Source organism: Paenibacillus sp. J53TS2 (genome assembly GCF_018403305.1).
GTDB lineage: Bacteria > Bacillota > Bacilli > Paenibacillales > Paenibacillaceae > Fontibacillus > Fontibacillus rhizolycopersici.
In genome coordinates this window covers 22,417-39,529 of sequence record NZ_BOSK01000015.1, presented here as the reverse complement: position 1 = coordinate 39,529, position 17,113 = coordinate 22,417, and the positions used below count along the sequence as shown (strand labels likewise).

At 54.9% G+C, this 17,113-nt stretch carries 17 protein-coding genes; 14 read left to right on the top strand and 3 right to left on the bottom strand.

The window, feature by feature from the left end; genetic code table 11:
* Positions 1-260 precede the first annotated feature (260 nt).
* The 10 genes from KJS42_RS21530 (at position 261) to KJS42_RS21485 (ending at position 9,128) form a co-directional block, all read left to right on the top strand.
* Positions 261-1,940: a GspE/PulE family protein gene (locus KJS42_RS21530; protein ID WP_213624093.1), complete on the top strand. Its 1,680-nt coding sequence runs from the start codon at positions 261-263 to the stop codon at positions 1,938-1,940.
* On the top strand, positions 1,937-2,998 hold the full coding sequence (locus tag KJS42_RS21525) for a type IV pilus twitching motility protein PilT (RefSeq protein ID WP_213624092.1): 1,062 nt from the start codon (positions 1,937-1,939) through the stop codon (positions 2,996-2,998). Before KJS42_RS21530 ends, KJS42_RS21525 begins: the two co-directional genes overlap by 4 nt.
* 50 nt (positions 2,999-3,048) lie before the next feature.
* Positions 3,049-4,257, top strand: a complete 1,209-nt coding sequence (locus KJS42_RS21520; RefSeq protein ID WP_213624091.1) for a type II secretion system F family protein — start codon at positions 3,049-3,051, stop codon at positions 4,255-4,257.
* A 44-nt stretch (positions 4,258-4,301) separates the two neighbouring features.
* Complete coding sequence (locus KJS42_RS21515; RefSeq protein WP_213624090.1) at positions 4,302-4,751, top strand: prepilin-type N-terminal cleavage/methylation domain-containing protein; 450 nt, start codon at positions 4,302-4,304, stop codon at positions 4,749-4,751.
* A complete protein-coding gene (locus KJS42_RS21510) occupies positions 4,751-5,527 on the top strand; it encodes a prepilin peptidase (protein WP_213624089.1) in 777 nt (258 codons plus the stop codon). The genes KJS42_RS21515 and KJS42_RS21510 overlap by 1 nt, the downstream gene beginning before the upstream one ends.
* Positions 5,494-6,453 carry a type IV pilus biogenesis protein PilM gene (gene pilM / locus KJS42_RS21505; RefSeq protein ID WP_167521256.1) on the top strand — a complete coding sequence of 320 codons (960 nt, stop codon included), beginning with the start codon at positions 5,494-5,496 and terminating at the stop codon, positions 6,451-6,453. The genes KJS42_RS21510 and pilM overlap by 34 nt, the downstream gene beginning before the upstream one ends.
* The gene (locus KJS42_RS21500; protein WP_213624088.1) at positions 6,450-6,995 is read left to right on the top strand and encodes a hypothetical protein; all 546 of its coding nucleotides are present in this window, start codon (positions 6,450-6,452) and stop codon (positions 6,993-6,995) included. Before pilM ends, KJS42_RS21500 begins: the two co-directional genes overlap by 4 nt.
* Positions 6,992-7,606, top strand: coding sequence for a hypothetical protein (locus tag KJS42_RS21495; protein WP_213624087.1), 615 nt, complete (start codon positions 6,992-6,994; stop codon positions 7,604-7,606). The genes KJS42_RS21500 and KJS42_RS21495 overlap by 4 nt, the downstream gene beginning before the upstream one ends.
* A 152-nt stretch (positions 7,607-7,758) precedes the next feature.
* Entirely contained in the window at positions 7,759-8,193 is a 435-nt protein-coding gene (locus KJS42_RS21490) for an NfeD family protein (protein WP_155607460.1), read from the top strand.
* Positions 8,193-9,128 carry an SPFH domain-containing protein gene (locus KJS42_RS21485; RefSeq protein WP_155607459.1) on the top strand — a complete coding sequence of 312 codons (936 nt, stop codon included), beginning with the start codon at positions 8,193-8,195 and terminating at the stop codon, positions 9,126-9,128. Before KJS42_RS21490 ends, KJS42_RS21485 begins: the two co-directional genes overlap by 1 nt.
* A 58-nt stretch (positions 9,129-9,186) precedes the next feature.
* Here the strand turns inward: KJS42_RS21485 and KJS42_RS21480 are convergent, their stop codons facing one another.
* The gene (locus KJS42_RS21480) at positions 9,187-10,200 is read right to left on the bottom strand and encodes an AraC family transcriptional regulator (protein ID WP_244868571.1); all 1,014 of its coding nucleotides are present in this window, start codon (positions 10,198-10,200) and stop codon (positions 9,187-9,189) included.
* 143 nt (positions 10,201-10,343) lie between these two features.
* Here KJS42_RS21480 and KJS42_RS21475 point away from each other — a divergent pair, with 143 nt between their 5' ends.
* Positions 10,344-10,922: an NAD(P)H-dependent oxidoreductase gene (locus KJS42_RS21475; protein ID WP_213624086.1), complete on the top strand. Its 579-nt coding sequence runs from the start codon at positions 10,344-10,346 to the stop codon at positions 10,920-10,922.
* 54 nt (positions 10,923-10,976) lie between these two features.
* Here KJS42_RS21475 and KJS42_RS21470 read toward each other — a convergent pair whose 3' ends face one another.
* Both KJS42_RS21470 and KJS42_RS21465 read right to left on the bottom strand, forming a co-directional pair.
* The gene (locus KJS42_RS21470; RefSeq protein WP_155607457.1) at positions 10,977-11,651 is read right to left on the bottom strand and encodes a PspA/IM30 family protein; all 675 of its coding nucleotides are present in this window, start codon (positions 11,649-11,651) and stop codon (positions 10,977-10,979) included.
* Between the two features lie 46 nt (positions 11,652-11,697).
* On the bottom strand, positions 11,698-11,922 hold the full coding sequence (locus tag KJS42_RS21465) for a PspC domain-containing protein (protein ID WP_155607456.1): 225 nt from the start codon (positions 11,920-11,922) through the stop codon (positions 11,698-11,700).
* 316 nt (positions 11,923-12,238) lie between these two features.
* Here KJS42_RS21465 and KJS42_RS21460 point away from each other — a divergent pair, with 316 nt between their 5' ends.
* The 3 genes from KJS42_RS21460 to KJS42_RS21450 all read left to right on the top strand — a co-directional run bounded on the left by KJS42_RS21460 (position 12,239) and on the right by KJS42_RS21450 (position 17,076).
* Positions 12,239-14,038, top strand: coding sequence for a cache domain-containing sensor histidine kinase (locus tag KJS42_RS21460; protein ID WP_213624085.1), 1,800 nt, complete (start codon positions 12,239-12,241; stop codon positions 14,036-14,038).
* Complete coding sequence (locus KJS42_RS21455) at positions 14,031-15,608, top strand: response regulator transcription factor (RefSeq protein WP_213624084.1); 1,578 nt, start codon at positions 14,031-14,033, stop codon at positions 15,606-15,608. The genes KJS42_RS21460 and KJS42_RS21455 overlap by 8 nt, the downstream gene beginning before the upstream one ends.
* Before the next feature lie 103 nt (positions 15,609-15,711).
* A complete protein-coding gene (locus tag KJS42_RS21450) occupies positions 15,712-17,076 on the top strand; it encodes an ABC transporter substrate-binding protein (RefSeq protein WP_239483543.1) in 1,365 nt (454 codons plus the stop codon).
* Positions 17,077-17,113: the final 37 nt, after the last annotated feature.

The window sequence follows — 17,113 nt, the reverse complement described above, 5'->3', positions numbered from 1 at the left end:
AAATGTTGAGTCTTGTTAGTCGATGGAGAGTCCTGTCGAGCTATGTATTCTAGGTATATTTTACTATAAAAATGATAGCATCGTTTTTGCGAAAGGTATATAATCGTTATGAAATTAAGGTTGCATAAATTTCCCTCGTGTAATCTATCAAATGACCTGAACGTACTGGATTAGGCCTTTGGAACTAACCTCGTAACAGCTTTTTTCAGCACATGCACTCTCAGATTCTCTTAAAAATTCCAACAGTGATGAGGTGAACCATGTACACGATCAAAAAAAGGTTGGGTGAACTTCTACTGGAATCCGGAATCATCACGGAACCGCAGCTGCAAACCGCTTTGGAGGAACAGCAGCGTACAAAGAAAAAACTCGGCGACGTGTTGCTGGCGCAAGGCGTCCTGACGGAACACCAGCTCATCGAGGTGTTGGAGTTTCAACTTGGTATCCCGCATGTCACGTTGTCAAGGTTTCAAATCGATGCCAAATTGAGCCAGGTCATTCCGGAGCAGATGGCCAGACGTTATCAAGTGCTCCCGATCCGCGTGGACGGACGTAAGCTGATGGTCGCGATGGCGGACCCTTTGGATTTGTTTGTCATCGACGACCTTCGTATGAGCACCGGCTTTATGATCGAACCGGCGATTATTTCACGGGGAGAGCTGCAGCGAGGAATTGCCCGGCTCTATGGCCTGCAGGACTCCATGAACGAAATGATTAAGGATCTCGGAGCTGGCGTCGCTCAAATCGATGCCCTAGATTCGGTGATTTTGGGCGAGGATTCGCCCGTCGTCCGGCTGGTGCAACAAATGATTGAGCAGGCGGTACGCCTCGGGGCCAGCGATATCCATGTTGACCCGATGGATACGCAGCTTGCGATCCGCTACCGGATCGACGGACAGCTTCGCAACGAGCGGACCGTTCCGAAGTCGATGCAAGGCGTGATCATCGCCAGACTGAAGATATTGGGCAACTTGAACATAGCCGAACGGCGGCTGCCCCAGGACGGCCGGATCAAGATGCTGGTGGACGGTAAACCCATTGATATTCGATTGTCTTCGCTGCCTACCGTTCATGGGGAAAAAATCGTCATGCGGCTGCTCGATCTCGCCGACGGCGTCAAGGGATTGGACAAGCTGGGCATGACGGAGCATTCGTTAAGCTTGTTCCGGCGAATGATCGAAAAGCAGCACGGTATGGTCCTGCTGACAGGACCAACGGGAAGTGGGAAAACGACGACCCTGTACTCGGCATTACAGCACCTGAACCGAGAGGAAACGAACATTATAACGGTCGAAGATCCAGTGGAATACATGCTGGACGGCGTGAACCAAATGCAGGTTCATCCTGCGGCCGGACTGACGTTCGCCAGGGGGCTGCGTTCGATCCTGCGGCAGGACCCTAATATTATCATGGTGGGAGAAATACGTGACCTGGAAACGGCGGAAATTGCAATTCGAGCTTCGTTAACGGGCCATCTTGTATTCTCGACCTTACATACGAATGATGCGGTGAGTACGGTCGTCCGGTTGCGCGACATGGGCATCGAACCGTACCTGATCGCGTCCTCGCTAATCGGGATCGTAGCTCAGCGGCTGGTGCGCTGCATTTGCCCGGATTGCAAAGCCGCCTATACGCCAGATAAGCAGGAAATGATTTACCTGGAGCGGCTTGGCATACGCACGGACAAGCTGTACCGCGGCGCCGGCTGCGGCACTTGCGGCAAAACCGGCTACCGCGGCCGGATGGCGGTGCATGAAGCCCTGCTCATTAGCGATGATCTTCGTTCGGCTATCGTGGACGGCTGTTCAATCCCTGAACTACGCCAGATGGCGAAGGAGCAAGGAATGACGACACTGTTTGCCGACGGGATTCAGAAAGCGCTGGAGGGACGAACCACCCTGCAGGAAATCATCCGCGAAGTAGATGAGGAAGAACGATGAACCAGGAACCTATCGTAACGGACGATACGTTTAACGGACTGTTGAAACACGCTTTTGATGCCGGTGCATCCGATTTGCATGTGACGGTGAATTCGCCGCCGGTACTGCGGATCGACGGGGTGCTTCAAGCGCTGGGCGAGGAGCTGCTGTCGCCGTCCACGCTGGAGCAGATCGTGCAGGAGTTGATGAGCCCAGCGCAGTACAAGAAATTCACGGAGCAAGGGGAGTTGGATTTTTCTTACGGCGTGCCTGGGATCTCCCGGTTCCGGATCAATGTATTCCGGCAACGGGGCTCGATCAGTATCGCGGCAAGGGTCATTTCGCCATCCATCCCGGCCTTCGAAACCTTACATCTCCCGCCCGTGTTGCTGAAGCTGGCCCAGAAGCCGCAAGGCTTGTTTCTCGTTACCGGCCCAACCGGAAGCGGGAAATCGACGACTCTGGCCTCGTTGATAGACCATATCAACCATACGCAGCGCAAGCATATCGTGACGTTGGAGGACCCGATCGAATATCTGCATCGCCATGATAAGTCGATCATCAATCAGCGTGAGGTGGGATTGGATACGGTATCGTTTGACAGCGGCCTCCGGGCAGCGCTTCGCCAGGACCCGGATATTATTCTGGTCGGGGAGATGCGCGATCCGGAAACGATCCGGACGGCGATCACGGCGGCCGAAACCGGGCACCTCGTTTTTGCCACCTTACATACCGCCGATGCGCCACAAACGATCGATCGGATCATCGATGCTTTTCCGCCGGCTCAACAGGGGCAAATTCGGATTCAACTCGCTTCGGTGCTGCTGGCGATCCTGTCTCAGCGGCTGCTGCCATCCCGCAGCGGGAAGGGGCGCATTTGCACGACGGAATTGCTGCTCAATCCGCCGGCGGTCGGCAACCTGATCCGTTCGGAGAAGGTGCACCAGATCAAAAGCGTGATGCAAACGAACTTCCAGCTTGGGATGCACACGCTGGAGATGAGCCTGCGTGAGCTGTTGCGGCTCGGCGCGGTGGATGAAGCCTCAGCCCGACCGTACTTGACGGAAAGCACGCTCTAATTCATGAGTGGCGCAAAGACAGATGTGAGAAGCGGAAGGACAGATGCCAGATGCCCCAGTACGTATATCAAGGCAAGGATGGGGTGGGGAAACAACGCAAAGGGGCTTTGCAAGCTCCGGATCGACCCGCCGCGCTTGCCGAGCTCAAGAGGCAGCAAATCGTTGTAACCGGTCTGCGCGAAAAGCGGGAGACCGTTTGGAATAAGGAGTTTTACCTAGGGAGTCCGGTCAAAAACGAGCAATTCGTCGTGTTTTGCCGGCAATTCGCCACGATGATCAAGGCGGGTATTTCCATCGTTGAGGCGACCGCGATCCTGGCGGAGCAATCTGAAAGCAAACCGCTGAAGAAGACGCTGGCCGAAGTGACGGCCGAGCTTCGCAAAGGCAATACATTCTCCGGGGCGATCTCGGCGTACCCGCGGATCTTTCCGACGATCTTCGTGCACATGATCCGTGCGGGTGAAGAGGCGGGCAGCATGGAGGAGACGCTGGAGCGGTTGGCCGTGTATTTTGAAAAGGCGCATATTACGCGGGAAAAGGTGAAGTCGGCGATGACTTATCCGCTGATCGTCAGCGTGATGGCCGTGTTTGTCATTATCTTTTTGCTGAAATTTATGATTCCGCGGTTTCAGGCGATGTTCGCCCAACTGGGTGGGGATCTGCCGGCGATCACGAAGTTTACGCTTTCCCTTAGCCGCAGCCTGGAGCAGCATTGGATCCTATGGCTGTTGACCGCTTTGGCGGCGGTCGCCGCCGTCTATCTGCTCCTGCGGTGGGAGCGAGGTGCCTATGCTTGGGATTACCTCAAGCTCAAAGCCCCCGTATTCGGGATGCTCAACCGAAAAAGCGCGATCGCCCAGCTGACACGGACGTTGTCCTCCTTGTTCGCCAGTGCGGTGCCGGTGCTGCAGGCCCTGGCCATCGTGGAGAAGGCGGTCGGCAACCGGGTGATCGGAGCTACGCTCCGGGAATGCCAGACCTCGCTGCGCCAAGGCCGGCCCCTGTCTGAGCCGCTGCGCCAGTCGTGGGTATTTCCGCCGCTGGTGACTCAGATGATCCGGGTTGGCGAAGAGACAGGCTCGATCGATACGATGCTGGGCAAGGTAGCGGATTTCTACGAACGCGACGTAGAGAATACCGTGGACAAGCTGAAGCAGTTGATCGAGCCGGTGATGATCCTTTTGCTCGCCGGTGTAGTTGGGTTTATTATCGCCTCGGTGATGATCCCGATGCTTAGCTTATATCGGAATATTAGTTAATCTTGGTTCAAAGGATACGAATTATTTAAGGGGGTTAATCAATCATGACAGCACTTATCCAACGTTTGCAACGTTTACGCAAGGAAGAGAAGGGGATTACGCTCGTCGAATTGCTAGCCGTGATCGTGATCATCGGCGTCATCGCCGCCATCGCGGTGCCGTTGATTACGGGGTTGCTGGACGATACGAAAGCAAACGCCAGATCGGCGACGGCGAATCAGCTGTATGAGGCGGCGAGATTGAGATCGATTTCAAAGAATAATGGGGAGATCTCAGGAACGCATACGCTGGCGCAGTTGGTTACAGACAAGTACATCCAAAGCGGGCTTACGGATCCGAAATCGGGTAGCCCATTAGCTGATACGACAACGGTTAACTTGGGAGCGACAGGTACTGCAACGGTTGTAACGATCGTCGTTACAGGTGGCGATACCATTAACTTTAATGCATCAGATTTGAAGAACGGTAAACCGGGTACAGCGAAGGCGCCATAATGGACGCTAATCTGCTCCTGACGGCGCTGAATTTGGCCGCTGGGCTGGCCTTGGGGCCGGCCCTGGCGCGATACGGGCGCCGGCTGGTCGCTCGGCGCGGGCTGCTCCGCGCCGTCGGCGGCGAAGCCGCAGGCCCGGCGGCGCGCGAAGCAGCCGCCACGGGCGAGCCCGCACGCGGCGCGGCTGACGCCAGCGCCGCCGCCCCCGCCTCCGGCCGGCTGCGCCGGGCCGGAGACCTCGCCGCCGCCCTCGCGACGGCGGCGCTGTTCGCGCTGATGCACCTGCAGTTCGGTGCATCGGGCGCATGGGCGGTCGGCCTGCTGCTGACCGCCCTGGCCGTGATGTGCGCGGTCACGGACCTGACCGCGCACATCATCCCCAACGGCGCCGTCATGGGCTTTGGCGCCGTGCTGCTCGTCGCCGCCCCGCTGGCGGGCGGCGTCCCGCTGTGGAGCCAAGCGCTGGGCGCGCTTGGCGGCGGCGGTCTGCTGCTGCTGATCGCCCTCCTCACCTCCGGGAAGGGGATGGGGATGGGCGACGTGAAGCTGCTGACCGTCTTCGGCTGGGTCATCGGCTTTCCCGGCGTGCTCCTTGCCTTATTTCTGGCCAGCGCGGCCGGCGCGGCCGCCGGATTGCTGCAACTGGCGCGAGGCCGCAGGAACCGCGGCCAGACGCTGGCGTTTGGTCCCTTTTTGGCGATCGGCACCCTGGTGGTTTACATGTATGGAAAGGAGATCATCCATTGGTATCTGCAAAACGTCATCCCTCTTTACTGAGCCGACGGCCGGCCCATATCGGAATTACCATCGATGAGGATGGCATCCGTTACGTCAAATACAACCCCAAACGGGGTACCGTGGAACGGGCCGGCTTACTGCCGGTAGATGCCGAACTGAACGAGGACGGAGTTCCCGATGTGACCGGGGTAACTGATATGGTGAAGCGCTGGGTGAACCGCCGGGGACTCACCGGGAAAAAGGTTCGCTTGGCGGCCCCCACCTCCCAGTCGTTTATTCGTTTGCTCCACGTCCCCAAGGTAAGCAAAAGACAGCAGCGCCGCGTAACCGAGCTGGAGATCGAAGGTAGCATTCGCCTGCCTTTTGAGGATCCGGTGATCGATTACCATTGGATGGAGGATCGCGTACAGGAGGAGACTCTGCTCACCTTCGTTGCGGCCGTCCCCCGTCCGGTCGTACAAGGGCTGGTTTCGTCTTTGGAAACCGCCGGATTACGTATGGAAGCGGTCGATTTGGCCGCAATCGCGCTATCGCGAATCCTCCGGCAGCAGCGCTTGCTCGGGGAGACCAGCAATGTGATGGCTATTAATTTTAAGGCCAAGGAAGCTGAGATTTACACGTACCACCACGGTCTGCCCGATTTCGTACGCACGTTTCCGCTGGAGCCGATGTCCGGGGACAAGCTGAATACGTGGCGGTACGGAGAAATCGTCTCCTCGGTAACCCGAATCATGAACTTCTACGAATATACGCTGCACGAAGGACATGAACGGGTACAAAGTATCGTGATCGCGGGCGCGGCGCCGGACAAGCCGGAGATCGCCCGGCAGCTGTCGGCGGCCTTTGATCAGGTGAGCGTGTCCGAAGTGGATGTATCGCCTTATTTTGTCGGGCAAGACATGGCCGACCAAGGCAGTTATGCGATAGCCCTCGGCCTGGCGATGAAGGGAGCGGAACGCCGATGATCGACATCAATTTGCTCCCTCCCAAACCCCGTGCGGCATCAACCGGACTCGTTCTGCCCGTTTTGTTGCTGCTCGCAGGGCTTGCTATCAGCGCCTACCTCGGTTACGAGTATTGGGGGGTGCAGGAAGATACGGCAGCTTTGCGAACCTCGATCGCTGAAACGGAGCAGCAGCAAGCAGAGCTGCAAAACGAGCTGCAAAGCATGGGGGCTTCAGGAATCGGAGCCGCGGGTGTCGAGTTGATCGAGAAGCTGCGACAACAGCGGCCCGATGTGAAGACGTTGGTCGGCAGACTGGAAGCTCCGTTGCCCACCGGCAGCACGCTGGAGACGGTTCGCTTTGGCGATGCCGGTCTGGCCTGGACCTGCCTGTTCACCAGCTTGGGCCAAGCCAGCACTTATTCATCTTCGCTCCGTGAACAGCCGGAATTAAGCGGGGAGCTGATTCAATCGGTGAAGGAGTTGCCGGGACGCGGATATATCGGTACGTTTGAACTGAGGTCGGGGACGGGAACGACGGAACAGGCAGGTGACGGAGAATGAAGACGGAACATCAGTCTGGATCTGCCGGAGCCCGCTGGATGCTGATTGCTGCCCTCGTGATGCTGGCGGCAGGATCGTTTTATTTCTTCGGTTACCGACCGGAGGTGGCGAAGTCGGTGAACTTGGAGTCCGACCACGAAGAGAAGCAACTCTTTCTACAAAAGACCCAGGCGATCACGGATGCCAAACGAGCGGATTTGGCGGCGGAGAACGCTTCTGCCGACACGGCCAAGCAAGAGGCGGCCGTACCTGATGAACCCGATCGGGAAGGGACTTTGCTTGACCTAGAACAGGCAGCCAAGTCTTCCGGTGTGCAGATCAGGGAGGTCGTCTTCGAAGAGTCCGGGATCGGCGAATCGTCCGCTGCCTCGGCTGAGACTACGCCGATGGACGCTCCCGGACCGCTGAATGAAGCCGACATCAACTCGGCGGGGTTCACTGTAATGTCATTTCGGCTTAACTTGAAGGGGACGCTGGCCGAGGTCAAAAGCTTCGCCGCAGCTCTGCAAGATGCTGAACGGCTTTACGTCGTCCAATCCTTCGACTATGGGGACGAAGAAGCAACAGGCACGAAAGCGGCCGTCCTCCAGATATTGGCTTTATATCGTTAATTAGGCAATGCCATAAACCCTTTGAGCTCAAAGAAGCATTCCAGCCGTGGCGCTGGGGTGCTTTTTTTTGCAAATCCCTATCATTCCCTGATACTTTCTGCTATGTTCACCGTATACATAATTATAATGCTGAAAGGTGGTGCAACAGGGGGATGGAAATGTGGGCAATTTGGCTCATCGTCGCCGGAATCTTATTGGTACTTGAGATGATGACGATGACTTTTTACCTGCTATGGCTCTGCATCGGTTCGCTGGTTGCGACAGCCGTGGCTTTGGTGGCCCCCGAAGCTTATTTCTGGCAGGTTGTTGCGGGCTGTCTGGTCGCTTTGGTCCTGACGGTATTTACGAAACCGCTCTCCAGAAAATTTCGCGCAGCAAAAGGGTTTAAGGATATCGGTACCGAACTGGTAGGGAAGCAAGGCATTGTGGTGGAACCGATCGAACCCGGGCAATACGGCATCGTGAAGGTCGGGGGAGATTCTTGGAGCGCTACGGCGACTGTCCCGATCGGCCGGGACGAGAAGGTCCGGGTGCTGGAGCGAGGCAGTACAATTATCGAAGTAGAACGATGGGAGGAAATTTCTTAATGCAATGGGCAATTATTGCGATCATTGTCGTTGTTGTCGTCGTATTTATCTCATTGACGGTCAAAATCGTACCGCAACAACGGGTGGGAGTCGTCGAACGGCTCGGTAAATTCAACCGCTTGCTGACGCCGGGGCTTAACGTACTGATCCCGGTCATCGACCAGGTACGGACGTATCATGATTTGCGGATTCAACAAACCAATGTGCCTCCGCAAACCGTAATCACCAAGGATAACGTTCAGGTTCAGATCGACACGATCATCTTCTATCAAGTGGTGAATCCGGAGCAAGCGACGTACGGCATCTCCGATTTTGTCTACGGGGTGCGGAACATTACGACGGCAACGCTGCGTCAAATCATCGGTAAGATGGAGCTGGACGAAACGTTGTCCGGTCGGGAGAAGATTTCGACCGATATCCGGATCGCCTTGGACGAAGCGACGGAGAAATGGGGCGTACGGATCGAGCGGGTGGAAGTTCTCGATATCCGACCGCCGGTAGATATCCAAGAAGCGATGGACAAACAAATGAAGGCCGAACGGAACAAACGGGCCATCGTGCTGGAAGCGGAAGCTGCGAAGCAGGATATGATCCTGCGTGCGGAAGGTGACAAGCAAAGTAAAATCCTGAAAGCCGAGGGCGACAAGGAAGCGCGGATTCGCGAAGCCGAAGGCTTCCGCCAAGCCCAAGAGCTCGAAGCGCTTGGTCAGGCGAAAGCGATTGAGTCGGTTGCCGCTGCCGAAAAAGCGCGGATCGAAATGCTGCGCGATGCTGCCCTGAACGAAGCGGTCTTGGCGTACCAATCCTTCGAGGCGTTGAAGGAAGTGGCCAAGGGACCGGCGAACAAGGTGTTCATCCCATCGAATGCGATCGAAACGCTGGGAAGCCTCGGCGCCATCAGCGAAGTCTTCAAGGCCGGCAAAGACGGCAAATAAGTGCATGTAACCTAAAGAGCCTGGCAAGAGTTTGTTCTTGCCGGGCTCTTTTTCACGTCTAAACGGTTCTAAGTTCCTTCGCCCGGTACTGTCCCGGAGTAAACCCGGTCCATTTCTTAAAGGCATTGTGGAAGGCGCTGGGCTCGGAAAAATGCAGTAAATAGGCGATATCGCTGGAGGAATATTCATGGTGCTTCAAATAGGCTTTAGCCATCTCCATGCGTATGCTCGCCGATAATTGCTGGTAGGTGGTTCCCTCCTCACTCAGCTTCAGTTGCAGCGATCTTGGACTCATCGCAAACGCCTCTGCCGATTGTTGCAGGGTGGGAAAATAGCCGGGCAAGCAGGTCAACATCCACTCGCGAAGTTGATCGGACCACGACTTTCCGCGCACCAGCTTGGTCTTGATTTCCTCCGCGATCGCTTCAAAGGATTTCAGCAGCCTCGGATCCGAATACATCATCGGGAATTGCAGCACTTCCCGATCCATCCGGAAGTAGGCCTCTTTACCGCCAAACTTGGGTTCAATCCCAAACAACGAAATATACGCACTGAGATCCTCCGGAGCGGAATAAGTGAGCTGCAGTTCGCGAAGCGGAACAGGACGCTGGCTCATCCGGAGTAGCAGATGGTAAACCGAGCTCACCATATCGTCCAAGCAATAGCGGGATATCGGAAGCGAATGCGGTCTACAAATCCGAAGAACCAAGTCGTTCCCTTGTTCCTCCCATTCGAGATTGTAACCGCTGCACAAAATGACATGGTACCTTTGATAAGCCTGGAGGGCATCCAGGATACGTTCCGAATGCATCATGACATAACCAAGAATGCCTAGATCCGCGAGGTCCGTAAGTTGCCCCTGATGTAAGCCGAAGTTCTCATCCTCCGCATACTTGGCCGCCGCAAGGTTTAACCGCTCCAGCTCGGATTCACGGATCCGCGCTTCCACATCGCTGAGCAAATGAATATCAAATTCCGCCAGTTGGCAGAGATATTCGAAACTGAGTCCCTTTCTGGCGATAGCTTTGCGAAGTGGGTATACCATCGATACCGCAAAACCAAGGGGATCCATGAATCGTTTCCCTCCTTTGCGCGAATCCGCAATTTTTTTACGCGATCGATCATTTCGCCGCTCGGATGTTCGCCTTATGCTAAAGATACCATTCTTCACAAGCCGATGACACCGAAAGTTCCAAATCGAAGGAGGACAACCAAATGAATGTCTTGGTCATTAATGGGCACCCCAATCCCGAGGGTTATTGCACCGCACTGGCAGGTGCTTATCGGGACGCCGCCGCATCTCAAGCCAGCGCAAAGGTCCGAGAAATCGATCTAAGCGGGAGTGCCTTTGATTTGAATTTAAAATACGGCTATCGTCAAAGAACCGAGCTCGAGGATGAATTGAGGGAGGCGCAGGAGTTGATTCGCTGGGCCGATCATCTGGTTTTTGTTTATCCGACGTGGTGGGGGACGATGCCGGCTGTATTGAAGGGGTTCTTCGACCGCGTCTTCTTGCCCGGGTTCGCCTACAAGCACCAACCGAACTCTTTGCTCTGGGACAAACTCCTCAAGGGGAAAACCGCGCATTTGATCGTGACGATGGACACTCCTTCCTGGTACAATCGCTGGTTCTATAAACGAGCAGGGCACCGAGTGATGAGAAACAATATTTTGGGTTATTGCGGGATCAAGACGGTGCGCATTACGGAGTTCAACAGGGTCTCATTCTCTCAGGAATCCACACGCCTCAAATGGCTGGAGAAAGTGAAAAAGCTGGGCTCTGTGCTGGCTTAACCTAAAGAACCGCCCGATGAGATGCGATCGGGCGGTTCTCTATATATCAACGGCTCAGTTATGCCGGTTCGACAATTGCTCCTTCAGGCGTTCAAGTTCTTCGTTAACGGCGGAGGATTGCGTTCCGCCCGCATCCGCGACGCCGGACGCGTTCCCATAGCTAGCCGAGACTTCCTGCTGGGCTTCCCAGTTCAGGATTTTCTCTTCCATCCGCTCGAAACCTCGAGCCGCTGCGCCGCTTTCGATACCGCGGCTGAAGTTCGGCCGTTCTGCTTCGGCTTTGACTTGGGCTTTGCGGGCCCGGGCGGCTAACTCGTTCCGTTTTTCCTTCAAGCGGGCGAATTCCGCTTTGCCTTCTGCAAGACGAATCTCCAGCTCGGCTACGCGATCGCGGGCTTCCTGAGCTTCCTTGGCGTACTGCTGCGCTTGTTCCTCGTAACGGATTTTCTCCGCGGCAGCGTGGCGTGCCGTAACTTCATCGCCTTGCTCCAGGGCTGTCAATGCGCGGATTTCGCTTTGTTTGGCGAGATGCGCGATGTCCGTGCTTTTCCGGTCCTGGACGGTAGCCGTCATTTGCTGCTCCTTGATCATTTTCTCGGCGGCGGCAATGTCGTCCTCCAGGTTGCGTAAGTATTGGCCGGTCATCAGAACCGGGTCCTCCAGTTTGTTTAATACTTCGTGGATCGAAGCTTTCGCCAGATTGGCAATGCGATCAAATACGCTACTCATTCGAATCTCTCCTTTAAGTTCAATAATGTTTGCGATACGTTACAGATCAAAACGGGGAAAACGGATCATCGTAGCTGTAGCTGCCGATCGGTTCCTTCGGAACGACCAGGCTGGCGATCAGGTACAAGGCGACGACCGAGCCGACGCTGAAGAATACCGCAATGACGGCCACCAGCCGCACGACTGTGGAGTCAACCCCCAGCCACTGGGCCAAGCCGCCGCACAGGCCGCTTACTTGCTTATCCGTTGCCGAACGATACAGTTTTCTCATGATCAACCACTCGCTTTCATTTATTTTTACATGTCACAGGATCATTGGGGTCAAGGTTTCGATCTAACGAATTCCTATCCGTTGTTCATGTCTTCATTCTACCGGGAATGACGGCAAGGCATAACGGGCTGGGGACGGTTTGTGAACTGGACCTTGGTCGGGTTGGCTCCTCGTCTGGAAGTCGGGGCAGGAGCTTCAACACCGAGGAACTCTTGGCAGGTACGATGAAAAAAAGCTTGACGTAACGCCTATGTAAGCGCTTATTGCGAGAATTGTCCGATTTGGTTATAGTGTTGTGCATAAGGGAGGGGCGCCGATGTTTTTTTCGTTGCGCAATCGGCTGATTGCCGTATTTGTCGTCTTATTGGTCATATCCTTTTGCGTCATGTTCCTGATCAGCTATAACAAATCCAGCGCCATCCTGCGTTCCGACAGTGAAACGGCGGCACTGGAAAAAATGACGGCCTACACCGCGCTTATCAACTCCACCATCGGCCAAATCTACGATTTTTCCTCGATTATCTATAACAGCGAAATCACGAACGAGTGGAGCGAATACGTCTCCGATCCGAAGCTGTCCGACGGGCAGAAAATGTTGAAGAACATTCAACTTAGCAAGTTTCTGACGCGTACGGTGAATAACTATTCCATCATCGCCACCGCCTCGATTTATCGCAAGGACGGGCTTTACGTCGGTTTAGACAATCGAATCCTGCAGGATCCTTCGTTTTTGGAGGCGGACTGGTATACCGATTTTTATAAGTCTGAACAGCACTGGGCTCCAGCGAGCGTGGATCCTTATGAACCGGTTCGCTTGAAGCAGCATGAGGTGATTAGCTTCTTGATCCCCATCGGGACGTTTAGCATTTCGCAAGCTACTGCCGTCATGAAGGTGAACGTTCGCGCGGAATACTTCAAGGATCCGCTCAGTCAGGTCCATCTCGGGACGCATGGCACGATCTTCTTGCTCAGCGGCGAAGGCGAACCGTTGTTAGGTCAGCCGTTGTCGGATTTCGACGAGCCGGTCTTAAACAAGCTGATGGACATTCGAGGGCATGGCCCCCGGGAGGGCGTTTTCTACGCCAGACCTCAAGGCGAAGACATGATTTATGTGTACAAAAAACTGCAATTCAACGATTGGATGCTGGTTGGCGCCGTCTCGGAAAAGGAACTGTTGGCCAACCTGATCAATCTGAAATCAGGGATTCTGGTCGCGACTGGGACGTTGCTGGTGTTCGCCGTCCTTGCGGCTGTCTGGATTTCCTATAGCATCACGAAACCGTTGGGCGGCTTGGTAGCGGCAATGCGGCTCGTCCAACGCGGGGAATTCGCCCAAGCCGAGCAGCGCATCCCCGAGCGTCAGCAGGTGAACCATGAGGTCGGGTTCGTTACAGCCACGTTCCGCAATATGATCGTTAGGCTGCGGGCCCATTTGAAGAGCGAGTTCGAATTGAAGCTGCGACGGCAACAGGCGGAATATCGGGCGTTGCTGATGCAGATCAACCCGCATTTTCTGTTCAACACGTTGGAGCTGCTTAGCAGTCTGGTCATCCAGAGGCGAACGGATGATGCCGTCGACGTTATCGAGTCGCTGGGCAAAATGCTGCGTTTCTCGCTGAATGCCAAGAGCGATTTGATCCCGCTGCGCGACGAGGTGACGTATACTGAATCTTTCGCGGCTATTCTGAACCACCGGTTTGCCGAGCAGTTGGATTTGTCGATGGAGAACGCCGTACCCGATCGTCCGGTTTATATCGTGAAGTTTATTTTGCAACCGCTCGTTGAAAATGCGGTCAAATACAGCCAAGTCAAAAGCGACGTCGCCGTGGTACGCATCCGGATCTGGGAAGAGGAACAACGCTTGCTCTTGCAGGTGACCGACAATGGGGTGGGGATGGAGCCGGAACTGGTACGGCAGTTAAACGCGGAGTACCAGCATTCGCAGTTGGAGCAGGTATTAAGCACCGGGGGAAGACAGATCGGTCTCCGGAACATTTTGGCACGCTGCGCACTTTATTACGGGGCCGGCTTTGCGTTTTCGATCCAATCTGCGCCGGGAGCAGGGACCACCATTACGCTGAGTTTGCCGATTGGGGAGGGGAATGCCGATGTATAACGTGTTATTGGTTGATGATGAACGGGAAATCCGCCAAGGCTTAAGGCTGAAGATCGATTGGCAGCAGCTTGGCTTGCAGATTGCCGGGGAGGCAGGGAATGGCCAGGAGGCGCTGGCGTGGCTCCAAACCCAGCCATGCGACATCATTATTACCGATATGCGGATGCCGATTATGGACGGGGTGGAGTTGCTCGAAAGCTGCTCCCGGAAATATCCCTCCATTCGTCTTATCGTGCTGACGGGATACGACGATTTTCAGTACGCGCATGCAGCAATCAAAAATCGGGCCAGTGATTTGCTGCTAAAGCCGGTGACGCGAAGCGAGCTGGCTGAAACGTTGAACCGGGTCGCCTCCGAACTGGACCAAGAACGTTCGGCACAAGAGGAACGCAAGCTGGCCGAGTGGAAGCTGTCCCGTTACCTGGAGGAAATGAAAGAGCAGTTTGTCAACAGCGTGATCAAAGCTTACCCGGGCGGCAGTCATTTATGGCAGGAGCGGATTCGGTTGTTCGGCTTGAGCGAGTTCGCCGTGCAACCGGTGCGTTTTGTGGCGATCGGTTTGTCGCCGCTAGAGACCCCGGATGAATCCGGTCTTCGTCTTCCGTTTGAACTGCTATGCCGAGAACTCGCCGGTACGTCCGACACCGGGCCCGGAATTCCGGTATTTCGGGAAGCGAAGCATCCCGATATGCTGTTTGCCATCGTGCCGGGCGATCTGGAGGTCGTGCAGCGCTTCTCGATTCAGGTGACCGACATCGTCCGCCGCTACTTAAAACGGGAGGCTCTTGTTACCGCGGGCGAACCCACGCAGGGTCTTGAGGCCTGGCGTGAAGGTTACCTCTCCTCTGTGCTGGCCTGGTATATGGGGCAGCATGCGCAGCAAGCCGAGGGCGAGTCCATGCGTGGCCCGGCGGATCCGGCCCAGCTGGCGATGCAGGATAAGCTGAAGCTGCTGCAACGTCATTTGGCCGACGGCCGTAAAGAAGCGTTCGAGAAGCTGGTTGAAGAAGAACTCGCCAAAGCCCTCGCCCTCTCGCATCCGCAGTTCGTGAAGCTGATTTTTCAATGCTGCTTGTCGATTGAATTGGCTGCGGATACCCTGGGGTTCGCATTGCGTGACAAGGATGAGATTTGGATCGATCCGGAGTGGGTATGGGGGCTCGGAACCGTACCTAAAGCCTGCCGTTTTCTTTACGGCCTGGCCGATCCACTATTTGCTTTGAAGAAGGGCTGCGGCACCCGAGAAGAACCTTCCATCGTGGAAGCGATGAAGGAAATGATCGAGCTGAACTTCATGAATGATCTCAATTTGTCGCAAATCGCGGAGCAATATCACTATAACCTTTCTTACTTGTCCGATCTCTTTAAAACGAAAACCGGGAAATCCTTTCTCCAATATCTGACGGATGTTCGCATGAACAAAGCGGTGCAGCTGCTCGATGAGACGCCGCTCGCCTTAAGCGATATCGCGGAACTGACGGGCTTCTCCAATGCCAGTTATTTCAGCACGAAGTTCAAGAAGGTGTTTGGAATCAGTCCCTCGGAGCACCGGCAATCAGACAAAAGCTAAAAAAAGTATAAGTGCAATGTCCAAAGAAATTGGATTCTTCTCCTCTTTTGTATGCGCTACCATTTAACCAGCAAGACCATTAAGCATAAGGGGGAAGGTATAGATGAAGAAGACCAAGGCGATGTTGTTGGCTAGTTTGCTTCTCGTAACCGCCATCTTGGTTTCGGCATGCGGGTCCGGTAACAACAATGCGGGCAGCGCAACGACCGGGGCCGGGAATTCAAACCAGCCGTCGGAGGCGGCGGGTAACGCCTCCAGCGAGGAACAAGTTGAGCTTCGCGTCATGTGGTGGGGGGACCAAACCCGAGCTGACATCACGACGGCCATGCTGAAGAAATTCGAAGAGAAGCACCCGAACATCAAAGTGGTTCCCGAGTTTTCTCCTTTTGACGGATATTTCGACAAGCTGAATACGCAGCTCGCTTCGGGAACAGCGCCAGACCTGTTTACGTTAGGGAGCAACATCTTGGAATATGCAACACGAAATGTGCTATTGGACATCAATTCGTACGTCGGCAATGAGGTCGATACCAGCAAGATTTCACCGCAGCTTATCAACATGAATACCTTTGACGGCAAGCTGCAAGGGATCTCGATTGGAGCAAACTCCACGGCCATCCTGGCCAACACGGCACTATTCGAGAAAGCCGGATTAACCATGCCGACGAAGGATTGGACCTGGGATGATTTTATCAAGATCAATGAACAAATCGCCGCGACAGGCAAAGGGATCTACGGGTCATACGATTATTCCGGCGAGATGGACCAGTTTGGCGTCTACCTGACTCAACGCGACAAGATGATCTACAATGAGCCCGAACAGAAACTGGGCTTCGAGGCCGCGGACGTAGCCGAGTGGTTTACCCTCTGGGAAGGCATGCGCAAGGCGGGCAGCATCGTAACGCCGGAGCTGCAGATTTCGGCTGATCCGGACGACACGAGTATGTCCCTGGTCACGAAAGGCCAAGTAGCGATGCAGTTTATTCCGACCAACCAGTTTGCCGATTTCCAGAAAATGTCCCAGGATAAGCTGACCCTGATTCCGGTTCCGATGGGGCCTAACGGAAGCATGATCTCCGTTCAATCGAGCCAGAACATCGTCGGTTATGCGAATACCAAGCATCCGAAGGAAGTGGCGATGCTGATGGACTTCTGGGTTAACGATCCGGATGCCGCTAAAATCCTCGGTAACAACCGCGGCGTGCCCGTCTCCTCGGAAATGCGGGCGGTCCTGAAGGCGGAAGCCTCCGAAACGGATAAAGTCGTTTATGATTACCTGGATATCGTAGCCGTTGATGACGTGGATTTGTTGTACAACGTTCCGGGATCAAACGAATTCAAGCAGGAGTTGCTGAAAGCCAGCCAAAACGTCGCCTTCGGACGAATGGATATTGCGAAGGCCGCAGAAGAGTTTTACGCGCAGGGGCTTAAGATCTTGCAGTTGAACTTGAGCTCAACGACAAAATAACAGGTCTGTCACAAGGAGAGGGGGATCCGTTTGGTTC